This window comes from Pseudonocardia xinjiangensis, from assembly GCF_050948425.1.
Lineage (GTDB): Bacteria > Actinomycetota > Actinomycetes > Mycobacteriales > Pseudonocardiaceae > Pseudonocardia > Pseudonocardia xinjiangensis.
The window spans coordinates 5,211,187-5,228,000 of sequence record NZ_CP192009.1; the positions used below are offsets into that span (position 1 = coordinate 5,211,187).

Sequence of the window (16,814 nt, forward strand, 5' to 3'; positions counted from 1 at the left end):
CCTGGGTCATTCCGAGCGCTCGGGCGGCTCCGGGGTGGTGTCGGCCTTCGCCCGCCGGGCGTGGTGTCCCGCCACACCGAACGCGACGCCGAGCGCGGCTCCGATCGCGATCCCGAAGGCGACGTTGTCGACGAGCATGCCGATCGGGAGCCCGATGGCCATTCCGAGCGCGATGCCGGTGCCTGGAGACAGGCTCTTCTTCTTGCCCGGTTCGTCCTGCATGACCGCACCGTAGCGATAGCCACGCCTTTCCTGCTACGGTCTTCCGTAATTTCGACATCACGGAGGACCGATGGCCCTCAGCCGTCGCCAGCTGATCGTCACCACCGCACTGCTGGCCGTGGGTACGGCCTGCACGGCGGCTCCTCCAGCGACGACGACACCCGCGCAGCCGCGGCCGATCGACAGCGCCGACGCACTGGTGGACTGGATCGCCGCGCATCCGGGCGCCGCCTCCGTGCTCGTGGACGACGGGCGCGGCCGGAGCGTGGCGCATCTCGCCGCCTGGTCCCGGCCGCTGGCCTCGGCGGCCAAGGTCGTGCACCTCACGGCCTACGCCCAGGCGGTGGTCGCCGGTCGACTCGACCCCGACGCCCGGGTGTCCGTGGCGGAGTGGGAGCGCTGGTACGTGCCGGGCACCGACGGCTTCGCCCACCGGCAGGCGCTGCAGATGCTGGGTGTCGGTCCCCACGACACGGTGCGCTGGGACGACCTGGTCGCCGTGATGACCGCCGCCAGCGACAGCGCCGTTCCCGACCTGCTCCGCGAGACCCTCGGCGACGCCGCCCTCGTGGCGGCGGCGACCGCCGGCGGCTGGACCGCACCTGATCTCCCCAGCTTCGGCGGGGAAGGGCTCCTCACCCCCGGCGCGTTCACCGACGACCCGCCGCCCGGCCCCGCGGACCGGCGTGCCGCCGCCGTCGCCGCGCTGCGCCGCTATGCCGGCGATCCCGTGTGGCGCGCCGCCGTCGCGCAGCGGGCCGCGGCCATCGAGACCGCTGCCCAGGACCCAGCGGCGCAAGCTGCCCCACCGGCCGCGGACCCGGCACTGGACCGGCTGATGGAGTGGTTCGACGGCGGCCCCGCCGGCACCGTCGCGCAGCTCGCCGGGATGCACCGCGCCGCCGCGACGGACGGGTTCGGGGCGGAGGTCGCCGCGATCGTGCGCGGACACCTGGAGCGTCCGCTGGCCGACCGCCTTCCCCCCGGGGTGCTCGGCGCGGGACAGAAGGGCGGGAGCCTGCCGGGGATCCTCACCAATGCCGTGACGGTCCGCCGAGCCGACGCCACCGTGGGCGTGGCCGTGGTCGCGCTGTCCGGCATGCCGCTGCCGGACTACCAGCAGGCACTCACCGCGGGGGCGCCGCTGCTGCTCAGCCAGCAGGTGCTGCTCGACGACGCCCTGCTCACGCGGCTCGCCACGGCCGTCGGAGTGCGGTGACCGACGGCGGGCATGCTGGCGGTGTGCACCCGGACGCCGACCTCCTGCAGCGACTCGCCGACCTGGAACGCCGGGTGGCGGCACTGGAGGCACCCGGAGCCGACGCCGGGCCCGCGGAGCAGCGGGGCCCGAGCGGGGCCGGGGTCGTCCGGTACTCGGGAGAGGTCGATCTCCACGGCGACATCACGTGGGAGATCGCGCTCGACGCCCGGGCTGCACTCGACCTCGACGACGAGCCCCGGGTCGCCGTGCTCGCGGCGCTCGGACATCCGGCGCGGGCCCGGATCGCCCGCATCCTGCTCACCGACGGCGCGCTCGGCACGGCGGCCCTGCAGCAGGCCGCCGGGCTCGCCTCCACCGGGCAGCTCTACCACCACCTGCGCTCCCTGACCCACTGCGGGCTGGTGGAACAGGACGGCCGGGGGTCCTACCGGATCGCCCCCCGGGCGGTCGTCCCGGTGCTGGTGCTGCTGACCGCGGCCGCGGACGTAGCGGGGCAGCTCCGGTAGTTCCCGGCAGGTGTCAGTGCAGACGCCTCAGCGCAGCTGCGGAGCGACCTCCGCCGCGATCAGCTCGATCTGCTCGATGTCGCCGAGGTCGAGAAGCTGCAGGTAGATCCGGGTGATGCCGGTCTTCTCCCGCCACTGCCCGAGCCGGTCGACGATCTCGGAGACCGTGCCCGCCAGCCCGTCCGCCCTCAGCTCGTCGACCTTGCGGCCGATCGCCTGGCACCGGGCGGCCACCTCGGCGTCGTCGCGGCCGACGGCGATCGTGTTCGCGACGGAGTAGACCAGCTCGGCCGGGTCACGCCCGATCTCCCGGCAGGCCGCGCCGACCCGTTCGAACTGGGTGGCGCTGACCTCCGGTGAGCTGAAGGCGACGTTGAACTCCGTGGCGAACCGGGCGGCGAGGGCGGGGGTGCGCTTCGGGCCGTGACCACCGACGATCACCGGGACGTGCGGTTGCTGCACCGGCTTCGGCAGCGCCGGGGAGTCCGTGACCGTGTAGTGCGAGCCGCCGAACGAGTAGCGATCTCCCGGGAGCGTCCGCCACAGCCCGGTGATCACCTCCAGCTGCTCCTCCAGGACGTCGAACCGCTCCCGGACGCCGGGGAACGGGATGCCGTACGCGGCGTGTTCGGTCTCGAACCAACCGGCGCCCAGCCCCAGCTCGACCCGGCCGCCGGACATCTGGTCGACCTGCGCCACGGCGATCGCCAGCGGGCCGGGGAGCCGGAACGTCGCCGAGTTGACGAGCGTGCCCAACTTGATCCGTGACGTCTCGCGGGCCAGGCCGGCGAGGGTGATCCACGCGTCGGTCGGGCCGGGCTCGCCGGAGACGTCGCCCATCTTCAGGTAGTGGTCGGACCGGAAGAACGCGTCGTAGCCGGCGTCCTCGGTGGCCTTGGCGACGCGCAGCAGGTCGTCGTAGCTCGCCCCCTGCTGGGGCTCGGTGAAGATCCTGAGGTCCATACGGGAACGCTAACCCGTGCCCCGGGGGCCCCGCCGCGGGCGCCGACCAGCGCCGCCGCAGGTCACATCCGACGGAATCGTCGCGGTGCCCCGCGGCGTAGCCTGACGTTCGTGACGATCGCACCCGAGGGTCGCAAGCTCCTGCGTCTCGAGGTCCGCAACAGCGAGACCCCGATCGAGCGCAAGCCGCCGTGGATCCGCACCCGAGCGCGTACCGGTCCGCAGTACACCGAGCTGAAGAGCCTCGTGCGTTCCGGCGGCCTGCACACGGTGTGCGAGGAGGCCGGCTGCCCCAACATCTACGAGTGCTGGGAGGACCGCGAGGCCACGTTCCTCATCGGTGGGGAGCAGTGCACGCGGCGGTGCGACTTCTGCCAGATCGACACCGGTAAGCCCGCCGACCTCGACCGCGACGAACCGCGCCGGGTCGCCGAGTCGGTGCGCACCATGGGCCTGCGCTACTCCACGGTCACCGGCGTCGCGCGGGACGACCTGCCCGACGGTGGTGCGTGGCTCTACGCGGAGACCGTCCGGCAGATCCACGGTCTCAACCCGGGCACCGGCGTGGAGCTGCTGATCCCGGACTTCAACTCCCGCGACGACCAGCTCGGCGAGGTGTTCGGGTCCCGTCCCGAGGTGCTCGCGCACAACCTGGAGACGGTGCCGCGGATCTTCAAGCGGATCCGTCCCGCGTTCCGCTACGAGCGGTCCCTCGAGGTGATCACCAAGGCCCGCGCGGCCGGGCTGGTCACCAAGTCCAACCTCATCCTGGGCATGGGCGAGACCCCGGAGGAGGTCGTCGCCGCGCTGCGCGACCTGCACGACGCCGGGTGCGAGATCATCACGATCACGCAGTACCTGCGGCCCTCGGCCCGCCACCACCCCGTCGAGCGGTGGGTGAAGCCGGAGGAGTTCGTCGAGCACTCCGCCGCGGCGGAGGAGCTGGGGTTCGCCGGGGTGATGGCCGGTCCGCTGGTGCGCTCGTCGTACCGGGCCGGTCGGCTCTACGCGCAGGCCGTCGCGCACCGGGGCGAGGAGCTTCCCGAGGGTCTCGCCCACCTGGCCACCGAGGGTGCCGCCGCCCAGGAGGCTCGGTCCCTGCTGGCCCGCTGAAGCCCCGGGACCCCCGTGCCGACACGGCTGCGGTGACCGGTGGAGATCTGCCCGCGATCACGGCTGGGCGACCCGTATCCTGAGCCGTATGGCCGGTAAGCCCGACAAAGCAGCGAAGCAGGAAGCCAAGCGCGCCAAGCGCGCGGCATCGAAGGCGCGCCGCAAGCAGATCTTCGAGGCGTTCAAGATGCAGCGCCGGGAGGACAAGGCGCTCATCCCCTGGATGGTCGGCGTCTTCCTGCTGTCGGTGGTGGTCGTCTTCGGCATCGGGCTGATCTTCAACCTGCACTGGATCCTGCTGCCGATCGGCATCGCGATCGGCGTGCTGGCGGCCATCAGCATCTTCGGCAGGCGGGTGCAGCGCTCGGTCTACACGAAGGCCGACGGCCAGCCCGGCGCCGCAGGCTGGGCGCTGGACAACATGCGCGGCCAGTGGCGCGTCACGGCCGGCATCGCCGGCACCACCCACCTCGACGCCGTGCACCGGGTGATCGGCCGGCCCGGCATCATCCTCGTCGCCGAGGGCGCCCCGCACCGCGTGAAGAGCCTGCTCGCGCAGGAGAAGAAGCGCACCGCGCGGGTGGCGGGCAGCACCCCGATCTACGACGTGGTCGTGGGCAACGAGGACGGCATGGTGCCGCTGAAGCAGTTGCAGCGCCACATCATGAAGCTGCCGCGCAACATCAGCGCGAAGGACATGGAGTCCCTCGAGGCACGGCTCGCCGCGCTGGGCTCGCGCGCTGCGGCGATGCCGAAGGGACCGATGCCCGCCGGGGCGAAGATGCGCAGCGTGCAGCGCACCGTCCGGCGCCGCTGAGCCGCATCACGGTTCCAGGGCCAGCGACACCCGGGTGACGAGCTCGTCGGGGGCCGCGGTGCCCGGGTCGGTCAGGTAGGTCTCCGTCACCGGCCCTCTGACCTGGTGCCCTCGCTCGCGGACGTGCTCCAGCACCGCCGTGTAGGCCAGCGGCAGCTCCTCGTAGGGCCCGACGTGCAGGGTCGCGGCCCACGGTCCGCCGGGCAACGCCACGGCCACCTCGGACTTTCCGGGCGGCGCGGGCACCCCGACGGCCGCGTCGAACTCGTCCACCAGGTCCAGCGGGAAGACCCCGACCAGCGGTTCGCGCCCGTTCCCCGCGCCGGTCCGCAGCACGGCGGCGCAGAGCGCCGCGGCGTCCACCTCGAGGGCGTCGGCCCGGACCCTCCCGGTCAGGCCGACCAGCCGCAGCGGCGCGCGCTCGGCGATCCCGACGTCGTAGCGCACCCGGCGCGGCGCGAGCAGGAGCGCGTCGAGGGAATGCAGCACCTGCTCACGCCGGGCCATCTCGGCCGCAACGCGCTCGCGCTGGGCGGCGAGCACGGCCGCCACGGTCTTCTCGTCCGGTGCCGCGAGCACCTCGCGCACCACGGGCAGCGGCACGTCGAGGCCCCGCAGCAGCGCGATCGTGGTGGCCGTGCGCACCTGGTCGGAGCGGTAGTAGCGATAGCCCGACCGCGGGTCGACCGACGCCGGGACGAGCAGCCCCTCGGCGTCGTAGTGCCGCACGGCCTTGACCGTGAGACGCGCCAGCCGCGCGAACGCCCCGATCGGCATCAGACTCATCGCACGGGGGCCACCGGCACCTGCAGGACGGTGCGCAGGTCGGCGGGCGGCGTCGAGCCGGGATCGTCGAGGTAGATCTCGGTGTGCGGGCCCGTCGCCACGAGCCCCTGCCCGGCGACGAACGCGGAGAGCGCCTCGAGGGACGGCCCCTCGGCCGCGTACGGGCCCCGGTGCAGCAGGCGGGCCACGCGCTGCCCCGCCTGCCGTCGCAGCTGCACCGGAGCTCCCGACGAGGCCGCCTCGGCGGCGACGGAGGCCTCGGACGCGCGCGGCGGGGCGGGCACGAGCAGGCGCCAGACCCAGCCGTCGGGGGATGCCAGGTCGAAGGGCTGCCCGTCGGCGGAGGAGAGGCTGCCGCCCTGGCTGTAGGTGCCCTCCAGCGGCACGTCCTGATCGGCGCCGAGCGCGAGCCGCGTGGCGAACAACGCGCTCACCGCCGCGGCGAAGGACGGGTCCTCCGGAGCGCCCCTGCCGTCGACGGCGAGCACGTCACGGGCCGGGAGGTCGACGAGAGCGGGGGTCGTTCCGGTCGGGGGCGTTCCGGTCGACTGCGGGGTCGGGTCGGGGCTGAGGGTGTCGGCGTCCATGCCGTCGACGCTCCGGTGTCCTGTACGGGGAGGGTCAAGCCCGGGTGCGCACGACGATGGTGCGCGCGGCCCGGTCGTGCCAGCCGCGCCCGTCGCCGTCACGGGCGACCGCGGGAAGCACCAGCGCGATCAGGGCCGTCCGCAGCAGCGCCCTCGGAATCCCGATCACGGGGGCGGAGTCGATCGAGGCGACCCTGATGCCCAGGAGCGTCATCCCCGCGCTCGCGCCGAACACCGCGACCGGCACGGCCGTGAGCAGGAACCAGATGCCGAGCACCGCCCACGAGAGGTTCGGTCCGCCGATCTCGTCCGAGCCCAGGACCAGCAGCGCGATCAGGTAGCCCAGCAGCCAGTCGACCAGTAACGCGCCGAGCCGGCGGCCGAACCCGGCCACCGAGCTGACCCCCTCGGCCGGCAGGCCGAACCGTTGGCCCGGATGGCCGTCGGCGCCGCGTCCGGGTGGACCCGTGCTCGATCCGGGCATCCAGGACTCGATCCAGCGCGCCATGGCGTCTAGCGTAGGGGCGCGACACCGGAGGGACAGCTTGCCCAGTCCGTTAACCTCCGTGAAACGGCCGAGTGACCGCTGGGCAACAACGCGCCCATAGCGTCGCCAGCGAGAGTGGTCATTCGACCCCCATGCCGTTCGAAGGAGTCATCGAGGGTGTTCAGCAACTCCGAAGAGGTTCTGAGCTTCATCAAGGACGAGAGCGTCGAGTACGTCGACATCAGGTTCTGCGACCTCCCGGGAGTCATGCAGCACCTCACGGTGCCCGCGGCCACGTTCACGCAGGACCTGCTGGACGACGGCATCGCGTTCGACGGCTCGTCGGTGCGCGGCTTCCAGGCCATCAACGAGTCCGACATGGCGCTGTTCGCGGACGCCGCCACGGCCCGGCTCGACCCGTTCCGCAAGCACAAGACGCTCAACATCAACTTCTTCGTGCACGACCCGATCACCGGGGAGCCCTACAGCCGCGACCCCCGCAACGTCGCGCGCAAGGCGGAGGAGTACCTGCGCGCCTCGGGCGTGGCCGACACCTGCTTCTTCGGTGCCGAGGCCGAGTTCTACATCTTCGACTCGGTGCGCTTCGGGTCCGACCCGCACCAGCAGTACCACCACATCGACTCCGTCGAGGGCTGGTGGAACACCGGCCGTGAAGAGGTCGGTGGCAACCAGGGCTACAAGGTGCCGTTCAAGGGCGGGTACTTCCCCGTGCCGCCCGTGGACCACTACGCCGACCTGCGTGACGACATCGTCGCCCACATGATCTCCAGCGGCTTCGAGGTCGAGCGTGGCCACCACGAGGTGGGCACCGCGGGCCAGGCCGAGATCAACTACAAGTTCAACACGCTGCTCCACGCGGCCGACGACGTGATGCTGTTCAAGTACCTCGTCAAGAACACGGCCTGGGCGGCGGGCAAGACGGCCACCTTCATGCCGAAGCCGCTCTTCGGCGACAACGGCTCGGGCATGCACGCCCACCAGTCGCTGTGGAAGGACGGCCAACCGCTGTTCCACGACGAGTCCGGCTACGGCGGCCTGTCCGACACCGCCCGCTACTACATCGGCGGCCTGCTGCACCACGCCCCGAGCCTGCTGGCGTTCACCAACCCCACGGTGAACTCCTACCACCGCCTGGTGCCGGGCTTCGAGGCTCCGGTCAACCTGGTGTACTCGGCGCGCAACCGGTCGGCCTGTATCCGGATCCCGCTCACGGGCAACAACCCCAAGGCCAAGCGCCTGGAGTTCCGCTGCCCCGACTCCTCGGGCAACCCGTACCTGGCGTTCTCCGCGATGATGATGGCCGGCATGGACGGCATCAAGAACAAGATCGAGCCGGCCGCGCCGATCGACAAGGACCTCTACGAGCTCCCGCCCGAGGAGGCCAAGGACATCGCGCAGGTCCCGGGCAGCCTGAGCGCGGTCATCGACCGGCTCGAGGAGGACCACGAGTACCTGCTCGAGGGCGGCGTCTTCACCCCCGACCTGATCGAGACCTGGATCTCGTACAAGCGGGAGAACGAGATCGACCCGCTGCGGCTGCGCCCGCACCCGTACGAGTTCGCGCTGTACTACGACGTCTGATTCAGGCGTTTCGCTGACCATCTAGGCAGCGACAAAACGGCGGTTGACCTGGCAAGACGCCTTCCGGCGCTTGTCAGTGTCAACCGCCGTTTTTCGTGCTCGTGCGCCACGGGCGCGCCACGAACGAAGATCGTCTTCCAAGGCTTGGCGACGCTGTGAGCAGCAGTCCGAGGCAGTCACCGCCCGCCGTCCCGCCTCCGCTGATCATGGCCGCGCGCCACGAGACGCCGGATGATCATGGTTTCCGCACTGTTTGCCCCGTCCGTCCGAGTCGTGGTCGGTGACAGCCGTGCCTGAGCTTCGCGTCGGTCGCGCCCTCCCGACAGACGTCGCTCGCCTGCTGGAGGTCCGGCACGCGGCCTTCTCCCGGCACGCGCCGTCGGCGTACTCCCCCGAGCAGGTCCCGCACCTGCCAACAGCTCCGGTATGAGTTTGGGCGATACCGGCGCTGACCCGGTCGTGAGCACGATGGAGCAGCAGCGGCTGGTCGAGAACCGGCTCTGAGAATTGATCGAGCCCCTGCTGCCCGAGTCTCCGCCAGCGCGCGGGCCCGCACCGCCCGCCTGTGGGCCCAGCCCGACGGACCGCGAGGTCGGTCGGGGAGACTGGGGCCAGTACCCGCCCTCCCGACCTGGAGCCTTCAATGCCGCAAGGGACCGTCCGTTGGTTCGACACCGAACGGGGTTTCGGCTTCCTCGCGCCCGAGGACGGCTCGCCGGATGTGTTCGTGCACGCCTCCGAGATCGTCGGGGACGGCGGCGCGACAGTGCTCCGTGAGGGCCAGGCCGTCGTGTTCGAGGTCGGCGAGAACGACCGCGGGCCCCAGGCGCTGCGCGTTCGCGTCACCGCCGACGCGGCCGCCGACAGCGCCGTGGGCCTGCTCGGCACCGTCACCTGGTACGAGCCGGGCAAGGGCTACGGCTTCGCCTCGCCCGACGGCGGCGGCGCCGACATCTTCGTGCACAGCTCCGCCATCGTGACCGGCGGCGTGCTCATCGAGGGGCAGCGGGTGGCGTTCCTGGTCGTGGAGGGCGAGCGCGGCCCGCAGGCCGGGCACGTGATCCCGCTGGGAGCGGGGGCCGGCCTGCCCGCTGCGGCCAGCACCACGGGCACCGCGGACGGCACCGACGGTGCTGATGGCACGGTGGCCTGGTACGACGAGGACAAGGGCTTCGGCTTCATCAACCCCGACTCCGGCGCCGGGGACGTCTTCGTCCACGCCCGGGCCCTGGCCGAGGGGCTGACGTGGCTCGCCGAGGGCGACCGCATCGCCTACGAGGTGGCCAGTGGGGACAGGGGTCCGCAGGCCCGCGACGTGCACCTGGTCCGGGGCGCCGAGCCCCAGACGGCGCCGCAGCGGTCGGCACCAGCCGTAGGGCCGGTATCGCGGGAGGTGCCCGTACGAGGCGGTGAGGGTGTCGTCGCGCGCTACGACGGCGACCGCGGCTTCGGGTTCATCACCCCGGACGCGGGCGGAGACGATCTCTTCGTCCACGTGTCGGTGGTCATGGGGTCGGGGCCGCTGGAGAAGGGTGACCGGGTCCGGTACGCGGTGCGTCAGAGCGACCGGGGCCCGCAGGCCGACCGCGTCGAACGCCTCTGAAGTCGAACCGCCAGGCGCAGCACGAACAGGTAGTCCGGCAGGCTCCTCAGTCTGCCCGGACCGTAGGCCGCCATGCCGTACCCGAAGCCTTCCTCCACCTCGCGCCCGAATGACACTGGCAACCCGTCAAGCAGCTTCCGGACCTGCCCGCGCTTCGTCGCCGCCAAGCTGCGGCTGTCCTTGATCTGCCACACGTACAGCGCCTCGGCAGCCAGCCGCTGCCCCTCCGGGCCCTCGGCGCGTGCCTGGCCGAGCAGCTTGTCCTGGAACCCCCTCGAACCGTTGTCGGGGGTTGTCACGATCTGCTCGTATAGCGACTCCAACGCCGCCGGCGTTCACACCGCGGACTGCGGCGAGAACAGCGAACCGCCATTAGCCACCACGTCGACCACGTGCGGGTGAGGGTATAGAGGATCGAACGGTCGAGCAGGCGCGGCACGGGTCTCCTCACGAGGCCGGGGCGTCGTGCTTCACGACGGAATCGGACATGCACATCATGGCGCCAGCGCGCATCAGCGGCTCGGCGACAGCTTATCGGCCTGCACGACGCCCTCGATCTCCTCGGATGCCGTGCGGCCCATACCGAGGTCGGAGCCGATAGACCGGTCTCGACATCCGCCGAACCCTGCCAGCACCGGTCAAGGTCGTCGATGCCACGACAACTCAAACACTAGATCGAGCCGGCCAGCCCATCACCCGGTACGTCCTGCTTTGCATCGGTACCCCAGCGCGGCAACACGCCATCGAATTCCGAGCGAAACAACCATCGCTCGAATCGAGAATGGTATGGCAGGATCGACTATCACCCCTGTCGCACAAGTGCTACAGTTGCAGTCATGGATGAGGTTGGACTCCGCGAGATGCGGCAAAACGCCAGCGATCTTGTACGCCGGGCCGAAGCAGGCGAACACCTGACCATCACCGTTTCCGGACGCCCAGCTGCCGTGCTCGGCCCGGTCAATCCGCGCACTTGGCGCAAGTGGGTCGACCTGGAGCCGCTGTTCGCCGGACCCACCGATCCCAACTGGGCTGACGACCGCGATCACCTCGACGAAGCCCCTGTCGACCCGTGGTCCCGCGCGTGAGCCGCGGCATCCTCGACACCAGCATCCTGATCGACACCGACGTCAGCCCCATCCCCGGCGAGCTCGCGATCAGCACCATCAGCATCGCCGAACTGCAGTTCGGCGTCCTCGTCGCACCCGAGCACGCGCGCGCCGCCCGCCTGTTCAGGCTCAGCGCCATCCAGCGCCGCTTCGACCCTCTGCCCGTCGACGACGCCGTCTCCGACAGCTACGCCCAGCTCGCCGCCCGCGTCACGGCCGTCGGCCGTCAACCCCGCGCCCGCGTGATGGACCTGCTCATCGCCGCTACCGCCCACGCCCACAACGCCACCATCTACACCCGCAATCCGAAGGATCTCGCAGGTCTTGAAGACCTCGTCACAATCGCGGTCGTTTGACCCGCCGCGAGCCCTGGCCTGGTTCTCGTGCGCCACAGATGCGCCACGAACAGCCTGTTGATCTCCATATCCGCAGTTCAGAAGCATGTAGCGTGCTGATCTACGACGTCTGACCGGCTGACGACGACGGCCCGGTGGTCCTCCCCTCAGGGGGAGCCGCCGGGCCTTCGTCGTCCTGTGGTCAGTGGCTCGCCTTCAGGCCGATCACGCCACCGATGATCATGAGGAGGAAGACTATCTTCAGGGCCGAGGTGGACTCGGCTCCGGTGACCATCGCATGGACGACGGTGAGAGCGGCCCCGATGCCCACCCACACCGCGTAGGAGGTGCCGGTAGGCAGAGCGCGCATGGCGTACGCGAGGCCGGCCATGCTGGCGATGAGGGCCACGACGAAGATCACCGACGGGACCGGCCGGGTGAAGCCCTGAGATCTGCCCAGGGCGGTGGCCCAGACTGCTTCGAGCACACCGGACAGCACGAGAACCAGCCAAGACATGACAACTCCGGTGTGCCGTCTTGTCGCTGTCCGGGTACGGCACCCTCGTCCGGGAGCCCGAAGGGCTCTGCATGCACCGTGTCACGCACCGGTCGAGTCGCACAAATGCCGTGTTGGTCAGGGTTGATCAGGGCGTGACGACGCTCCGCACGGCGGCCAGGAGTGCGGCCCGGTGCTCGTCCAGCCGGTCGGCGGAGTTCGGTTCGTCGCCTGCGGCCGCGCGCAGGGCCGCCGGCGCGCTGAGCCAGCTCTCGGTCATGCGCAGGACGAGCGCGAACAGGTCGGCCGCCGGGATGTCGGTGCGCAGCCGGCCCTCGCGCTGCGCCGCGGCGACCGCCTCCAACCGGTCGCGGTAGGTGGCCACCTCCGTATCGGTCGGCTCGGCGCGCTCGAAGGCGCGCCAGACGGCGATGCGGCGGGCCTCGGGGTGGGCCAGGACGTAGTCGAACCGGGTCGCGGCGAACGCGATCAGGTCCCCGCCCTGCAGCGGCACGGCCGTGGTGACCGCCTGCGCCTGGTCGTCGACCACGGCGTCGAACAGCCGGTCCTTGTCGCCGAAGTACACGTAGATCAGCCGCTTGTTGGCGCCCGCGCGGTCCGCGATGCGGTCGATCCGGGCCCCGGCCAGCCCGTACTCGGCGAACTCCTCGGTCGCGGCGTGCAGCAGGAGCGCCTTGGTCGCCTCGGCGTCGCGGGGGCGTGGTCGGCGCTCTGCCGATGACGCGGACATTCGATTCACTCCATCCGGAGTAGCGGGTACGCGGGTTGCGGGCCCGGTCACCAGGGGATCGGACCCGTGGCGTCGAAGAACCCACCGGTGGGGCCGTCCGGCCCGACCTGGGCCATCCGGACGATGACCTCAGCGCCCTGCTCGACGGTCTGCGTGCCGGCGTGGTGGTTGAGGTCGGTGGCGGTGAAGCCGGGGTCGACGGCGTTGATCCGGATGCCGGGGAACGCCTTCGAGTACTGCACCGTCAGCATGTTGACCGCGGCCTTGGACGACGGGTAGGCGATGTCGGGGTAGAAGTGTGCCGGGTTCACCGGGTCCCCGAGGTCGCGCGTCAACGACAGGCCGCTGCTGACGTTGACCACGACCGGGGCGGCGGACTCCGCCAGCAGCGGCAGGAACGCGTGCAGCATCCGGACCTGGCCGAACACGTTGGTCTCGAACACCGCGCGGACCGAGTCGGCGGTGACGTCGGCGACGGGGACGAACCCCCCGTCGGCGGTGCGCGGCTCGACGCCGGCGTTGTTGACCAGCACGTCCAGCCCGCCGTCGGCCTCGATCGCCTTCGCCGCGGCCGCCACGGACGCGTCGTCGGTCACGTCGAGCTGCACGAAACGCGCGCCGAGCTCGGCGGCGGCCGTGCTGCCGCGCGCGGCGTCGCGGGCGCCCGCGTACACGGTGTGGCCCGCGGCCACCAGCTGCCGGGTGACTTCGTAGCCCAGGCCCTTGTTCGAGCCGGTGATGAGAACGGTGGACATCGGAGCTCCCTACTTCTAACTAACCGTATACTTAACGGTAGTGCCGGCCGCTAAATCAGTCAACGGTTAGTTACCTCGGGACCGGGGAGCCGACTGGGGAGTTCACGGGCGCGAACGAGGCGCACCGGGGAGCAGGGTGCCCTCATGGAGATTTCAGCAAGGAGCCGGGAGCGGGCCACCGGCGTCCGACCCTGCCGGTAGGCGCGATGGCACTGTCGCCGAACTTCCACAGCAGACGACGCACCGACATCGATCCGGCACGGGTCCCGCCCGGCCAGTACGTCACGTCGGGGTTTCCGGTGCTGTCGGCCGGACCGACACCGAAGACACCACCAGCGGACTGGACCTTCACGGTCCGAGGCGCCGTCGACCGACCCCGGACCTGGACGTGGGACGAGTTCCGGAACCTGCCGAGCGAGACGATCACCGTCGACATCCACTGCGTCACGAAGTGGTCGAAGCTCGACACATCGTGGACCGGTGTCCCACTCGAGACGCTGCTCGGCAGAACTCGGACCCAGGCACACCACGTGCTTGCCTTCAGCGACGGTGGCTACACGACGAACATGCCGCTTGCCGACATCTCGGACGGAAGAGCGTGGTTGGTATACGCCTACGACGGCGCACCGCTGGCCCCCGAGCACGGCGGGCCGGTCCGGCTGCTCGTCCCCCACCTGTACTTCTGGAAGAGCGCCAAGTGGGTGCGTGGCCTCGAACTCCGCAACCAGGACGAGCCGGGCTTCTGGGAACGCTACGGCTACCACAACTACGGAGACCCATGGCGGGAACAGCGATACACGGGCGACTGAAGTGGCAGCTGGGCACGGTGGTCGAGCTCGTCGAGGAGACGCCGAACACCAGAAGCATCGCTCTTGCACTGTGCAACTGGCACGGTCATCGAGCAGGCCAGCACGTTGACGTCCGCCTGACCGCCGACGACGGCTACCAAGCGCAGCGGAGCTACTCGATCGCCTCGGCTCCGGAGGACGGCAACGTCGTGCTGACCGTCGAGCGGCTGGCCGACGGTGAGGTGTCGCCCTACCTGGTCGACGAACTCCGGATCGGCGACCAGGTCGAGGTGCGGGGTCCGATCGGCGGCTACTTCGTGTGGGAGGCCACCTGCGAACGTCCGGTACTGCTCGTTGCAGGAGGCTCGGGCGTCGTGCCGTTCCGTTCGATGTTGCGGCACCACCGGGCTGCAGGTGGCGCAGCACCGATACGGCTGCTGTATTCGGCCCGTTCGCAGTCGGCACTCATCTACCGCGACGAGCTCACCCGCATGTCCGGGTACCCGGAGATCGACATCCGCATCACACTCACCCGTGAGCAGCCCGGTGGCTGGGACGGGTACCGGGGCCGGATCGACCGGGGACTCATCGACCTGGTGGCGTGGCCGCCTGCTGACCGTCCGCTCGTCTACGTCTGCGGGCCGACCGCATTCGTCGAGACGGCGGCGGACGCACTCGTAACGCTCGGGCACGAGCCCGACCTGATCAGAACGGAACGCTTCGGCGGGACGGGGACATGATGAGCCTGTTGGACGGCAACGCGATCGCAGGCACGCTGCGCTCGGTGTTCGGCAAGGAGATGACGACGGCCGTCGGAACCTGCGCGACGTGCGGGGAGAGCAGCCGCCTCGCGGAGCTGCGGGTCTACCTCGATGCGCCCGGCGTCGTGGGCCGTTGCGCGAACTGCGAGAGCGTCCTGGTGGTCATCGTGGAGAACCGCGGGATCGCGTGCGTGGACGTCTCGGGTTTCGCTGCGCTGGATCAACCCACCCCGGTGTGATGCCGCCTGCGGTGTGCCGGCCGCGGCTCAACCCTTGCGGAGATCGGGGGCCGGGGCCCCGACCAGGGACGTGCGCGCCCCGCTCCAGGCCGTGCGCATCGCCGCCTGGACCGCCGTGGACGTGTGCCCGAGCATGCGCACAGCGGCCCCGCACCCGGCAGGCAGCTCGCTGACCCCGGCAAGCACGTCCGGTACCTCGGCGAGCGCGGTACGAAGCAGCGCGACGAGATCGGGCGGTGACATCCGCGAGCACATCACGAACAGCGTGGCCACGATGTCGTAGCCACCGAGCACGCCCGGCGACCGCGGGTCGCCCACCTGGCCGGGCCGGAGCCGGAGCGTGTCGGCGAACAGCAGCTTCCCGTCGAGGTCACGGGCCTCGGTCTCGGTCCAGCACAGGTCGTACGCGTGTGCCTCGTCGTGCGCGACCCTGCCGGGCAGGAGGATCTCACCGAGGATGACCGTCGCGTCCTCCGCTGCCGCGAGGGACGTCCGCTGGAACAGCCGCGACCCGCGAAACGGCACGACGGGATCGGGCAGGTACTCCAGCACGGCACCGGCACCGACGCGGAGGTTGATCAGCTGCGTCGCGAAGTTGTCCCGGGCGGCGAAGACCTTGGTCGAGGCCTGGGTCGTGACGTGGACAGCGGAGCCGGGCTCGCAGTCGATGTCCACCCGGCACCGGTCGCCCTGGACGATCCCGTCGCCTTGCTGCTGCAGGAAGACGAACGCCATGTCGGGCCGGCCGGGGTCCAGGTAGATCGGCCGGTAGATGTGCAGCGGTGCCCGCTGGTACTGCCGGATCACCTTCGTGCTCCCCGCGCGCGGGGCCAGCGCCAGGTCGAGCACTCCCGTCTTCCCCGGGGCCCCGACCGCCAGCCCGTCCCGGACCGTGCCGCCGAACGTGAGCAGTTCCTCGGGCAGCTCGGTGGGCGTGCACCACGCCAGGTCGTCCCGGCGGGTCATCTCGGGCCGGCGGTGGGAGCGAACCGGCCGATGACCGCACCGATCCGGTCCATGACCTCGGCGAGCCCGTCGCCGGTGAAGCAGTTGGTGAAGACGAAGGGCCGACCGGCACGCACAGCGCGGGCGTCCCGGTCCATCACCGACAGGTCCGACCGGACGAAGTCGGCCAGGTCCACCTTGTTGATCACCAGGAGATCGGAGTGGGTCACCCCGGGGCCACGCTTGCGCGGGATCTTGTCACCCTGGGCGACGTCGATCACGAAGATGAAGTAGTCGGCGAGGGCCGAGCTGAACGTCAGCGTCAGGTTGTCGCCGCCCGACTCGACGAGCACGACGTCCGCATCGGTGAAGCGATGGGTCAGTTCGGTGACCGCGTCGAGGTTCATGCTCGGGTCGTCCCGCACCGCCGTGTGCGGGCAGGAGCCGGTCTCCACCCCCACGACCCGCTCCGGCGCGAGTACACCGGCGAGCGTGCGTCGCACGTGCTGGGCGTCCTCGCTGGTGAAGATGTCGTTGGTGACGACCAGCGGGCTGTGTCCGGCGGCGATGAGCAGTGGGACCAGCTCCTCGATCAGCGCCGTCTTACCCGAACCGACCGGCCCCCCGATGCCGATCCTCGCGATGCCCGGAGCCCGGACGTCGGCGAACCGGGACGTCGGGCCGTGGTCGTGCGTGTGGGTAGGTGGCTCCATGTCGCGTGTCCCATTCC

The 16,814-nt window shown here is 70.9% G+C and carries 22 protein-coding genes and 1 riboswitch; of the genes, 11 read left to right on the plus strand and 11 right to left on the minus strand.

Translation table 11 applies throughout. The annotated features are described in order from the left end of the window. Window positions 1-6: 6 nt before the first annotated feature. On the minus strand, window positions 7-222 hold the full coding sequence (locus ACQPZA_RS24665) for a hypothetical protein (RefSeq protein WP_433274177.1): 216 nt from the start codon (window positions 220-222) through the stop codon (window positions 7-9). A 70-nt stretch (window positions 223-292) separates the two neighbouring features. On the opposite strand from ACQPZA_RS24665, the gene ACQPZA_RS24670 reads away from it, so the two are divergent. Both ACQPZA_RS24670 and ACQPZA_RS24675 read left to right on the plus strand, forming a co-directional pair. After that, window positions 293-1,441, plus strand: a complete 1,149-nt coding sequence (locus ACQPZA_RS24670; RefSeq protein WP_433274179.1) for a serine hydrolase — start codon at window positions 293-295, stop codon at window positions 1,439-1,441. A gap of 23 nt (window positions 1,442-1,464) precedes the next feature. After that, window positions 1,465-1,950, plus strand: a complete 486-nt coding sequence (locus ACQPZA_RS24675) for an ArsR/SmtB family transcription factor (protein ID WP_433274181.1) — start codon at window positions 1,465-1,467, stop codon at window positions 1,948-1,950. Between the two features lie 27 nt (window positions 1,951-1,977). Here the strand turns inward: ACQPZA_RS24675 and ACQPZA_RS24680 are convergent, their stop codons facing one another. Then, a complete protein-coding gene (locus tag ACQPZA_RS24680) occupies window positions 1,978-2,913 on the minus strand; it encodes an LLM class F420-dependent oxidoreductase (RefSeq protein ID WP_433274183.1) in 936 nt (311 codons plus the stop codon). Between the two features lie 111 nt (window positions 2,914-3,024). On the opposite strand from ACQPZA_RS24680, the gene lipA reads away from it, so the two are divergent. Together lipA and ACQPZA_RS24690 are read left to right on the plus strand one after the other, a co-directional pair. Continuing rightward, window positions 3,025-4,026, plus strand: coding sequence for a lipoyl synthase (lipA, locus tag ACQPZA_RS24685; RefSeq protein WP_169398832.1), 1,002 nt, complete (start codon window positions 3,025-3,027; stop codon window positions 4,024-4,026). Window positions 4,027-4,114: 88 nt separating this feature from the next. Further along, complete coding sequence (locus ACQPZA_RS24690) at window positions 4,115-4,843, plus strand: DUF4191 domain-containing protein (RefSeq protein ID WP_169398831.1); 729 nt, start codon at window positions 4,115-4,117, stop codon at window positions 4,841-4,843. A gap of 6 nt (window positions 4,844-4,849) precedes the next feature. On the opposite strand, the gene ACQPZA_RS24695 is transcribed toward ACQPZA_RS24690, so the two are convergent. The 3 genes from ACQPZA_RS24695 to ACQPZA_RS24705 are packed head-to-tail and all read right to left on the minus strand — an operon-like array spanning window position 4,850 to window position 6,724. Continuing rightward, entirely contained in the window at window positions 4,850-5,629 is a 780-nt protein-coding gene (locus tag ACQPZA_RS24695; RefSeq protein WP_433274186.1) for a MerR family transcriptional regulator, read from the minus strand. Continuing rightward, window positions 5,626-6,216, minus strand: a complete 591-nt coding sequence (locus tag ACQPZA_RS24700; RefSeq protein ID WP_433274188.1) for a GyrI-like domain-containing protein — start codon at window positions 6,214-6,216, stop codon at window positions 5,626-5,628. Before ACQPZA_RS24700 ends, ACQPZA_RS24695 begins: the two co-directional genes overlap by 4 nt. A gap of 34 nt (window positions 6,217-6,250) precedes the next feature. After that, on the minus strand, window positions 6,251-6,724 hold the full coding sequence (locus ACQPZA_RS24705) for an RDD family protein (protein WP_169398828.1): 474 nt from the start codon (window positions 6,722-6,724) through the stop codon (window positions 6,251-6,253). A gap of 156 nt (window positions 6,725-6,880) precedes the next feature. Here ACQPZA_RS24705 and glnA point away from each other — a divergent pair, with 156 nt between their 5' ends. Together glnA and ACQPZA_RS24715 are read left to right on the plus strand one after the other, a co-directional pair. After that, a complete protein-coding gene (gene glnA / locus ACQPZA_RS24710; RefSeq protein WP_169398827.1) occupies window positions 6,881-8,305 on the plus strand; it encodes a type I glutamate--ammonia ligase in 1,425 nt (474 codons plus the stop codon). 643 nt (window positions 8,306-8,948) lie between these two features. Further along, window positions 8,949-9,908 carry a cold-shock protein gene (locus ACQPZA_RS24715; protein ID WP_169398826.1) on the plus strand — a complete coding sequence of 320 codons (960 nt, stop codon included), beginning with the start codon at window positions 8,949-8,951 and terminating at the stop codon, window positions 9,906-9,908. Here the strand turns inward: ACQPZA_RS24715 and ACQPZA_RS24720 are convergent. After that, window positions 9,863-10,207 (minus strand): hypothetical protein, encoded by a 345-nt coding sequence (locus ACQPZA_RS24720; protein WP_433274191.1) that lies wholly within the window; start codon window positions 10,205-10,207, stop codon window positions 9,863-9,865. The two genes, ACQPZA_RS24715 and ACQPZA_RS24720, sit on opposite strands and share 46 nt — an antisense overlap. A 537-nt stretch (window positions 10,208-10,744) precedes the next feature. Between ACQPZA_RS24720 and ACQPZA_RS24725 the strand changes: the two genes are divergently transcribed. Together ACQPZA_RS24725 and ACQPZA_RS24730 are read left to right on the plus strand one after the other, a co-directional pair. Next, on the plus strand, window positions 10,745-10,993 hold the full coding sequence (locus ACQPZA_RS24725; RefSeq protein WP_169398824.1) for a type II toxin-antitoxin system Phd/YefM family antitoxin: 249 nt from the start codon (window positions 10,745-10,747) through the stop codon (window positions 10,991-10,993). After that, a complete protein-coding gene (locus ACQPZA_RS24730) occupies window positions 10,990-11,370 on the plus strand; it encodes a PIN domain-containing protein (RefSeq protein WP_169398823.1) in 381 nt (126 codons plus the stop codon). The genes ACQPZA_RS24725 and ACQPZA_RS24730 overlap by 4 nt, the downstream gene beginning before the upstream one ends. A gap of 181 nt (window positions 11,371-11,551) precedes the next feature. On the opposite strand, the gene ACQPZA_RS24735 is transcribed toward ACQPZA_RS24730, so the two are convergent. From ACQPZA_RS24735 to ACQPZA_RS24745, 3 genes are all read right to left on the minus strand, one after another. Next, the gene (locus ACQPZA_RS24735; protein ID WP_169398822.1) at window positions 11,552-11,866 is read right to left on the minus strand and encodes a DMT family transporter; all 315 of its coding nucleotides are present in this window, start codon (window positions 11,864-11,866) and stop codon (window positions 11,552-11,554) included. Between the two features lie 9 nt (window positions 11,867-11,875). Continuing rightward, window positions 11,876-11,937: riboswitch (guanidine-III (ykkC-III) riboswitch) on the minus strand. A 56-nt stretch (window positions 11,938-11,993) separates the two neighbouring features. Then, window positions 11,994-12,596 carry a TetR family transcriptional regulator gene (locus ACQPZA_RS24740; RefSeq protein WP_433274194.1) on the minus strand — a complete coding sequence of 201 codons (603 nt, stop codon included), beginning with the start codon at window positions 12,594-12,596 and terminating at the stop codon, window positions 11,994-11,996. A gap of 47 nt (window positions 12,597-12,643) precedes the next feature. Further along, complete coding sequence (locus ACQPZA_RS24745; RefSeq protein ID WP_433274196.1) at window positions 12,644-13,351, minus strand: SDR family NAD(P)-dependent oxidoreductase; 708 nt, start codon at window positions 13,349-13,351, stop codon at window positions 12,644-12,646. Between the two features lie 206 nt (window positions 13,352-13,557). Here ACQPZA_RS24745 and ACQPZA_RS24750 point away from each other — a divergent pair, with 206 nt between their 5' ends. The 3 genes from ACQPZA_RS24750 to ACQPZA_RS24760 are packed head-to-tail and all read left to right on the plus strand — an operon-like array spanning window position 13,558 to window position 15,139. After that, a complete protein-coding gene (locus ACQPZA_RS24750) occupies window positions 13,558-14,160 on the plus strand; it encodes a sulfite oxidase-like oxidoreductase (protein ID WP_433274198.1) in 603 nt (200 codons plus the stop codon). Continuing rightward, window positions 14,130-14,879, plus strand: coding sequence for a ferredoxin reductase (locus tag ACQPZA_RS24755; protein ID WP_433274200.1), 750 nt, complete (start codon window positions 14,130-14,132; stop codon window positions 14,877-14,879). Before ACQPZA_RS24750 ends, ACQPZA_RS24755 begins: the two co-directional genes overlap by 31 nt. Further along, complete coding sequence (locus ACQPZA_RS24760) at window positions 14,876-15,139, plus strand: DUF6510 family protein (RefSeq protein ID WP_169398817.1); 264 nt, start codon at window positions 14,876-14,878, stop codon at window positions 15,137-15,139. The genes ACQPZA_RS24755 and ACQPZA_RS24760 overlap by 4 nt, the downstream gene beginning before the upstream one ends. Before the next feature lie 27 nt (window positions 15,140-15,166). On the opposite strand, the gene ACQPZA_RS24765 is transcribed toward ACQPZA_RS24760, so the two are convergent. Beyond that, window positions 15,167-16,105: an urease accessory protein UreD gene (locus ACQPZA_RS24765; RefSeq protein WP_433274203.1), complete on the minus strand. Its 939-nt coding sequence runs from the start codon at window positions 16,103-16,105 to the stop codon at window positions 15,167-15,169. After that, entirely contained in the window at window positions 16,102-16,797 is a 696-nt protein-coding gene (gene ureG, locus ACQPZA_RS24770; protein WP_433274205.1) for an urease accessory protein UreG, read from the minus strand. Before ureG ends, ACQPZA_RS24765 begins: the two co-directional genes overlap by 4 nt. Window positions 16,798-16,814 lie beyond the last annotated feature (17 nt).

Coding starts and splice junctions, on each gene's coding strand:
- ACQPZA_RS24665 (WP_433274177.1), bottom strand. CDS start 222: ATGCAGGACGAACCGGGCAAGAAGAAGAGCCTGTCTCCAGGCACCGGC.
- ACQPZA_RS24670 (WP_433274179.1), top strand. CDS start 293: ATGGCCCTCAGCCGTCGCCAGCTGATCGTCACCACCGCACTGCTGGCC.
- ACQPZA_RS24680 (WP_433274183.1), bottom strand. CDS start 2,913: ATGGACCTCAGGATCTTCACCGAGCCCCAGCAGGGGGCGAGCTACGAC.
- ACQPZA_RS24690 (WP_169398831.1), top strand. CDS start 4,115: ATGGCCGGTAAGCCCGACAAAGCAGCGAAGCAGGAAGCCAAGCGCGCC.
- ACQPZA_RS24695 (WP_433274186.1), bottom strand. CDS start 5,629: ATGAGTCTGATGCCGATCGGGGCGTTCGCGCGGCTGGCGCGTCTCACG.
- ACQPZA_RS24700 (WP_433274188.1), bottom strand. CDS start 6,216: ATGGACGCCGACACCCTCAGCCCCGACCCGACCCCGCAGTCGACCGGA.
- ACQPZA_RS24705 (WP_169398828.1), bottom strand. CDS start 6,724: ATGGCGCGCTGGATCGAGTCCTGGATGCCCGGATCGAGCACGGGTCCA.
- ACQPZA_RS24715 (WP_169398826.1), top strand. CDS start 8,949: ATGCCGCAAGGGACCGTCCGTTGGTTCGACACCGAACGGGGTTTCGGC.
- ACQPZA_RS24725 (WP_169398824.1), top strand. CDS start 10,745: ATGGATGAGGTTGGACTCCGCGAGATGCGGCAAAACGCCAGCGATCTT.
- ACQPZA_RS24735 (WP_169398822.1), bottom strand. CDS start 11,866: ATGTCTTGGCTGGTTCTCGTGCTGTCCGGTGTGCTCGAAGCAGTCTGG.
- ACQPZA_RS24740 (WP_433274194.1), bottom strand. CDS start 12,596: ATGTCCGCGTCATCGGCAGAGCGCCGACCACGCCCCCGCGACGCCGAG.
- ACQPZA_RS24745 (WP_433274196.1), bottom strand. CDS start 13,351: ATGTCCACCGTTCTCATCACCGGCTCGAACAAGGGCCTGGGCTACGAA.
- ACQPZA_RS24750 (WP_433274198.1), top strand. CDS start 13,558: ATGGCACTGTCGCCGAACTTCCACAGCAGACGACGCACCGACATCGAT.
- ACQPZA_RS24755 (WP_433274200.1), top strand. CDS start 14,130: ATGGCGGGAACAGCGATACACGGGCGACTGAAGTGGCAGCTGGGCACG.
- ACQPZA_RS24760 (WP_169398817.1), top strand. CDS start 14,876: ATGATGAGCCTGTTGGACGGCAACGCGATCGCAGGCACGCTGCGCTCG.
- ACQPZA_RS24765 (WP_433274203.1), bottom strand. CDS start 16,105: ATGACCCGCCGGGACGACCTGGCGTGGTGCACGCCCACCGAGCTGCCC.
- ureG (WP_433274205.1), bottom strand. CDS start 16,797: ATGGAGCCACCTACCCACACGCACGACCACGGCCCGACGTCCCGGTTC.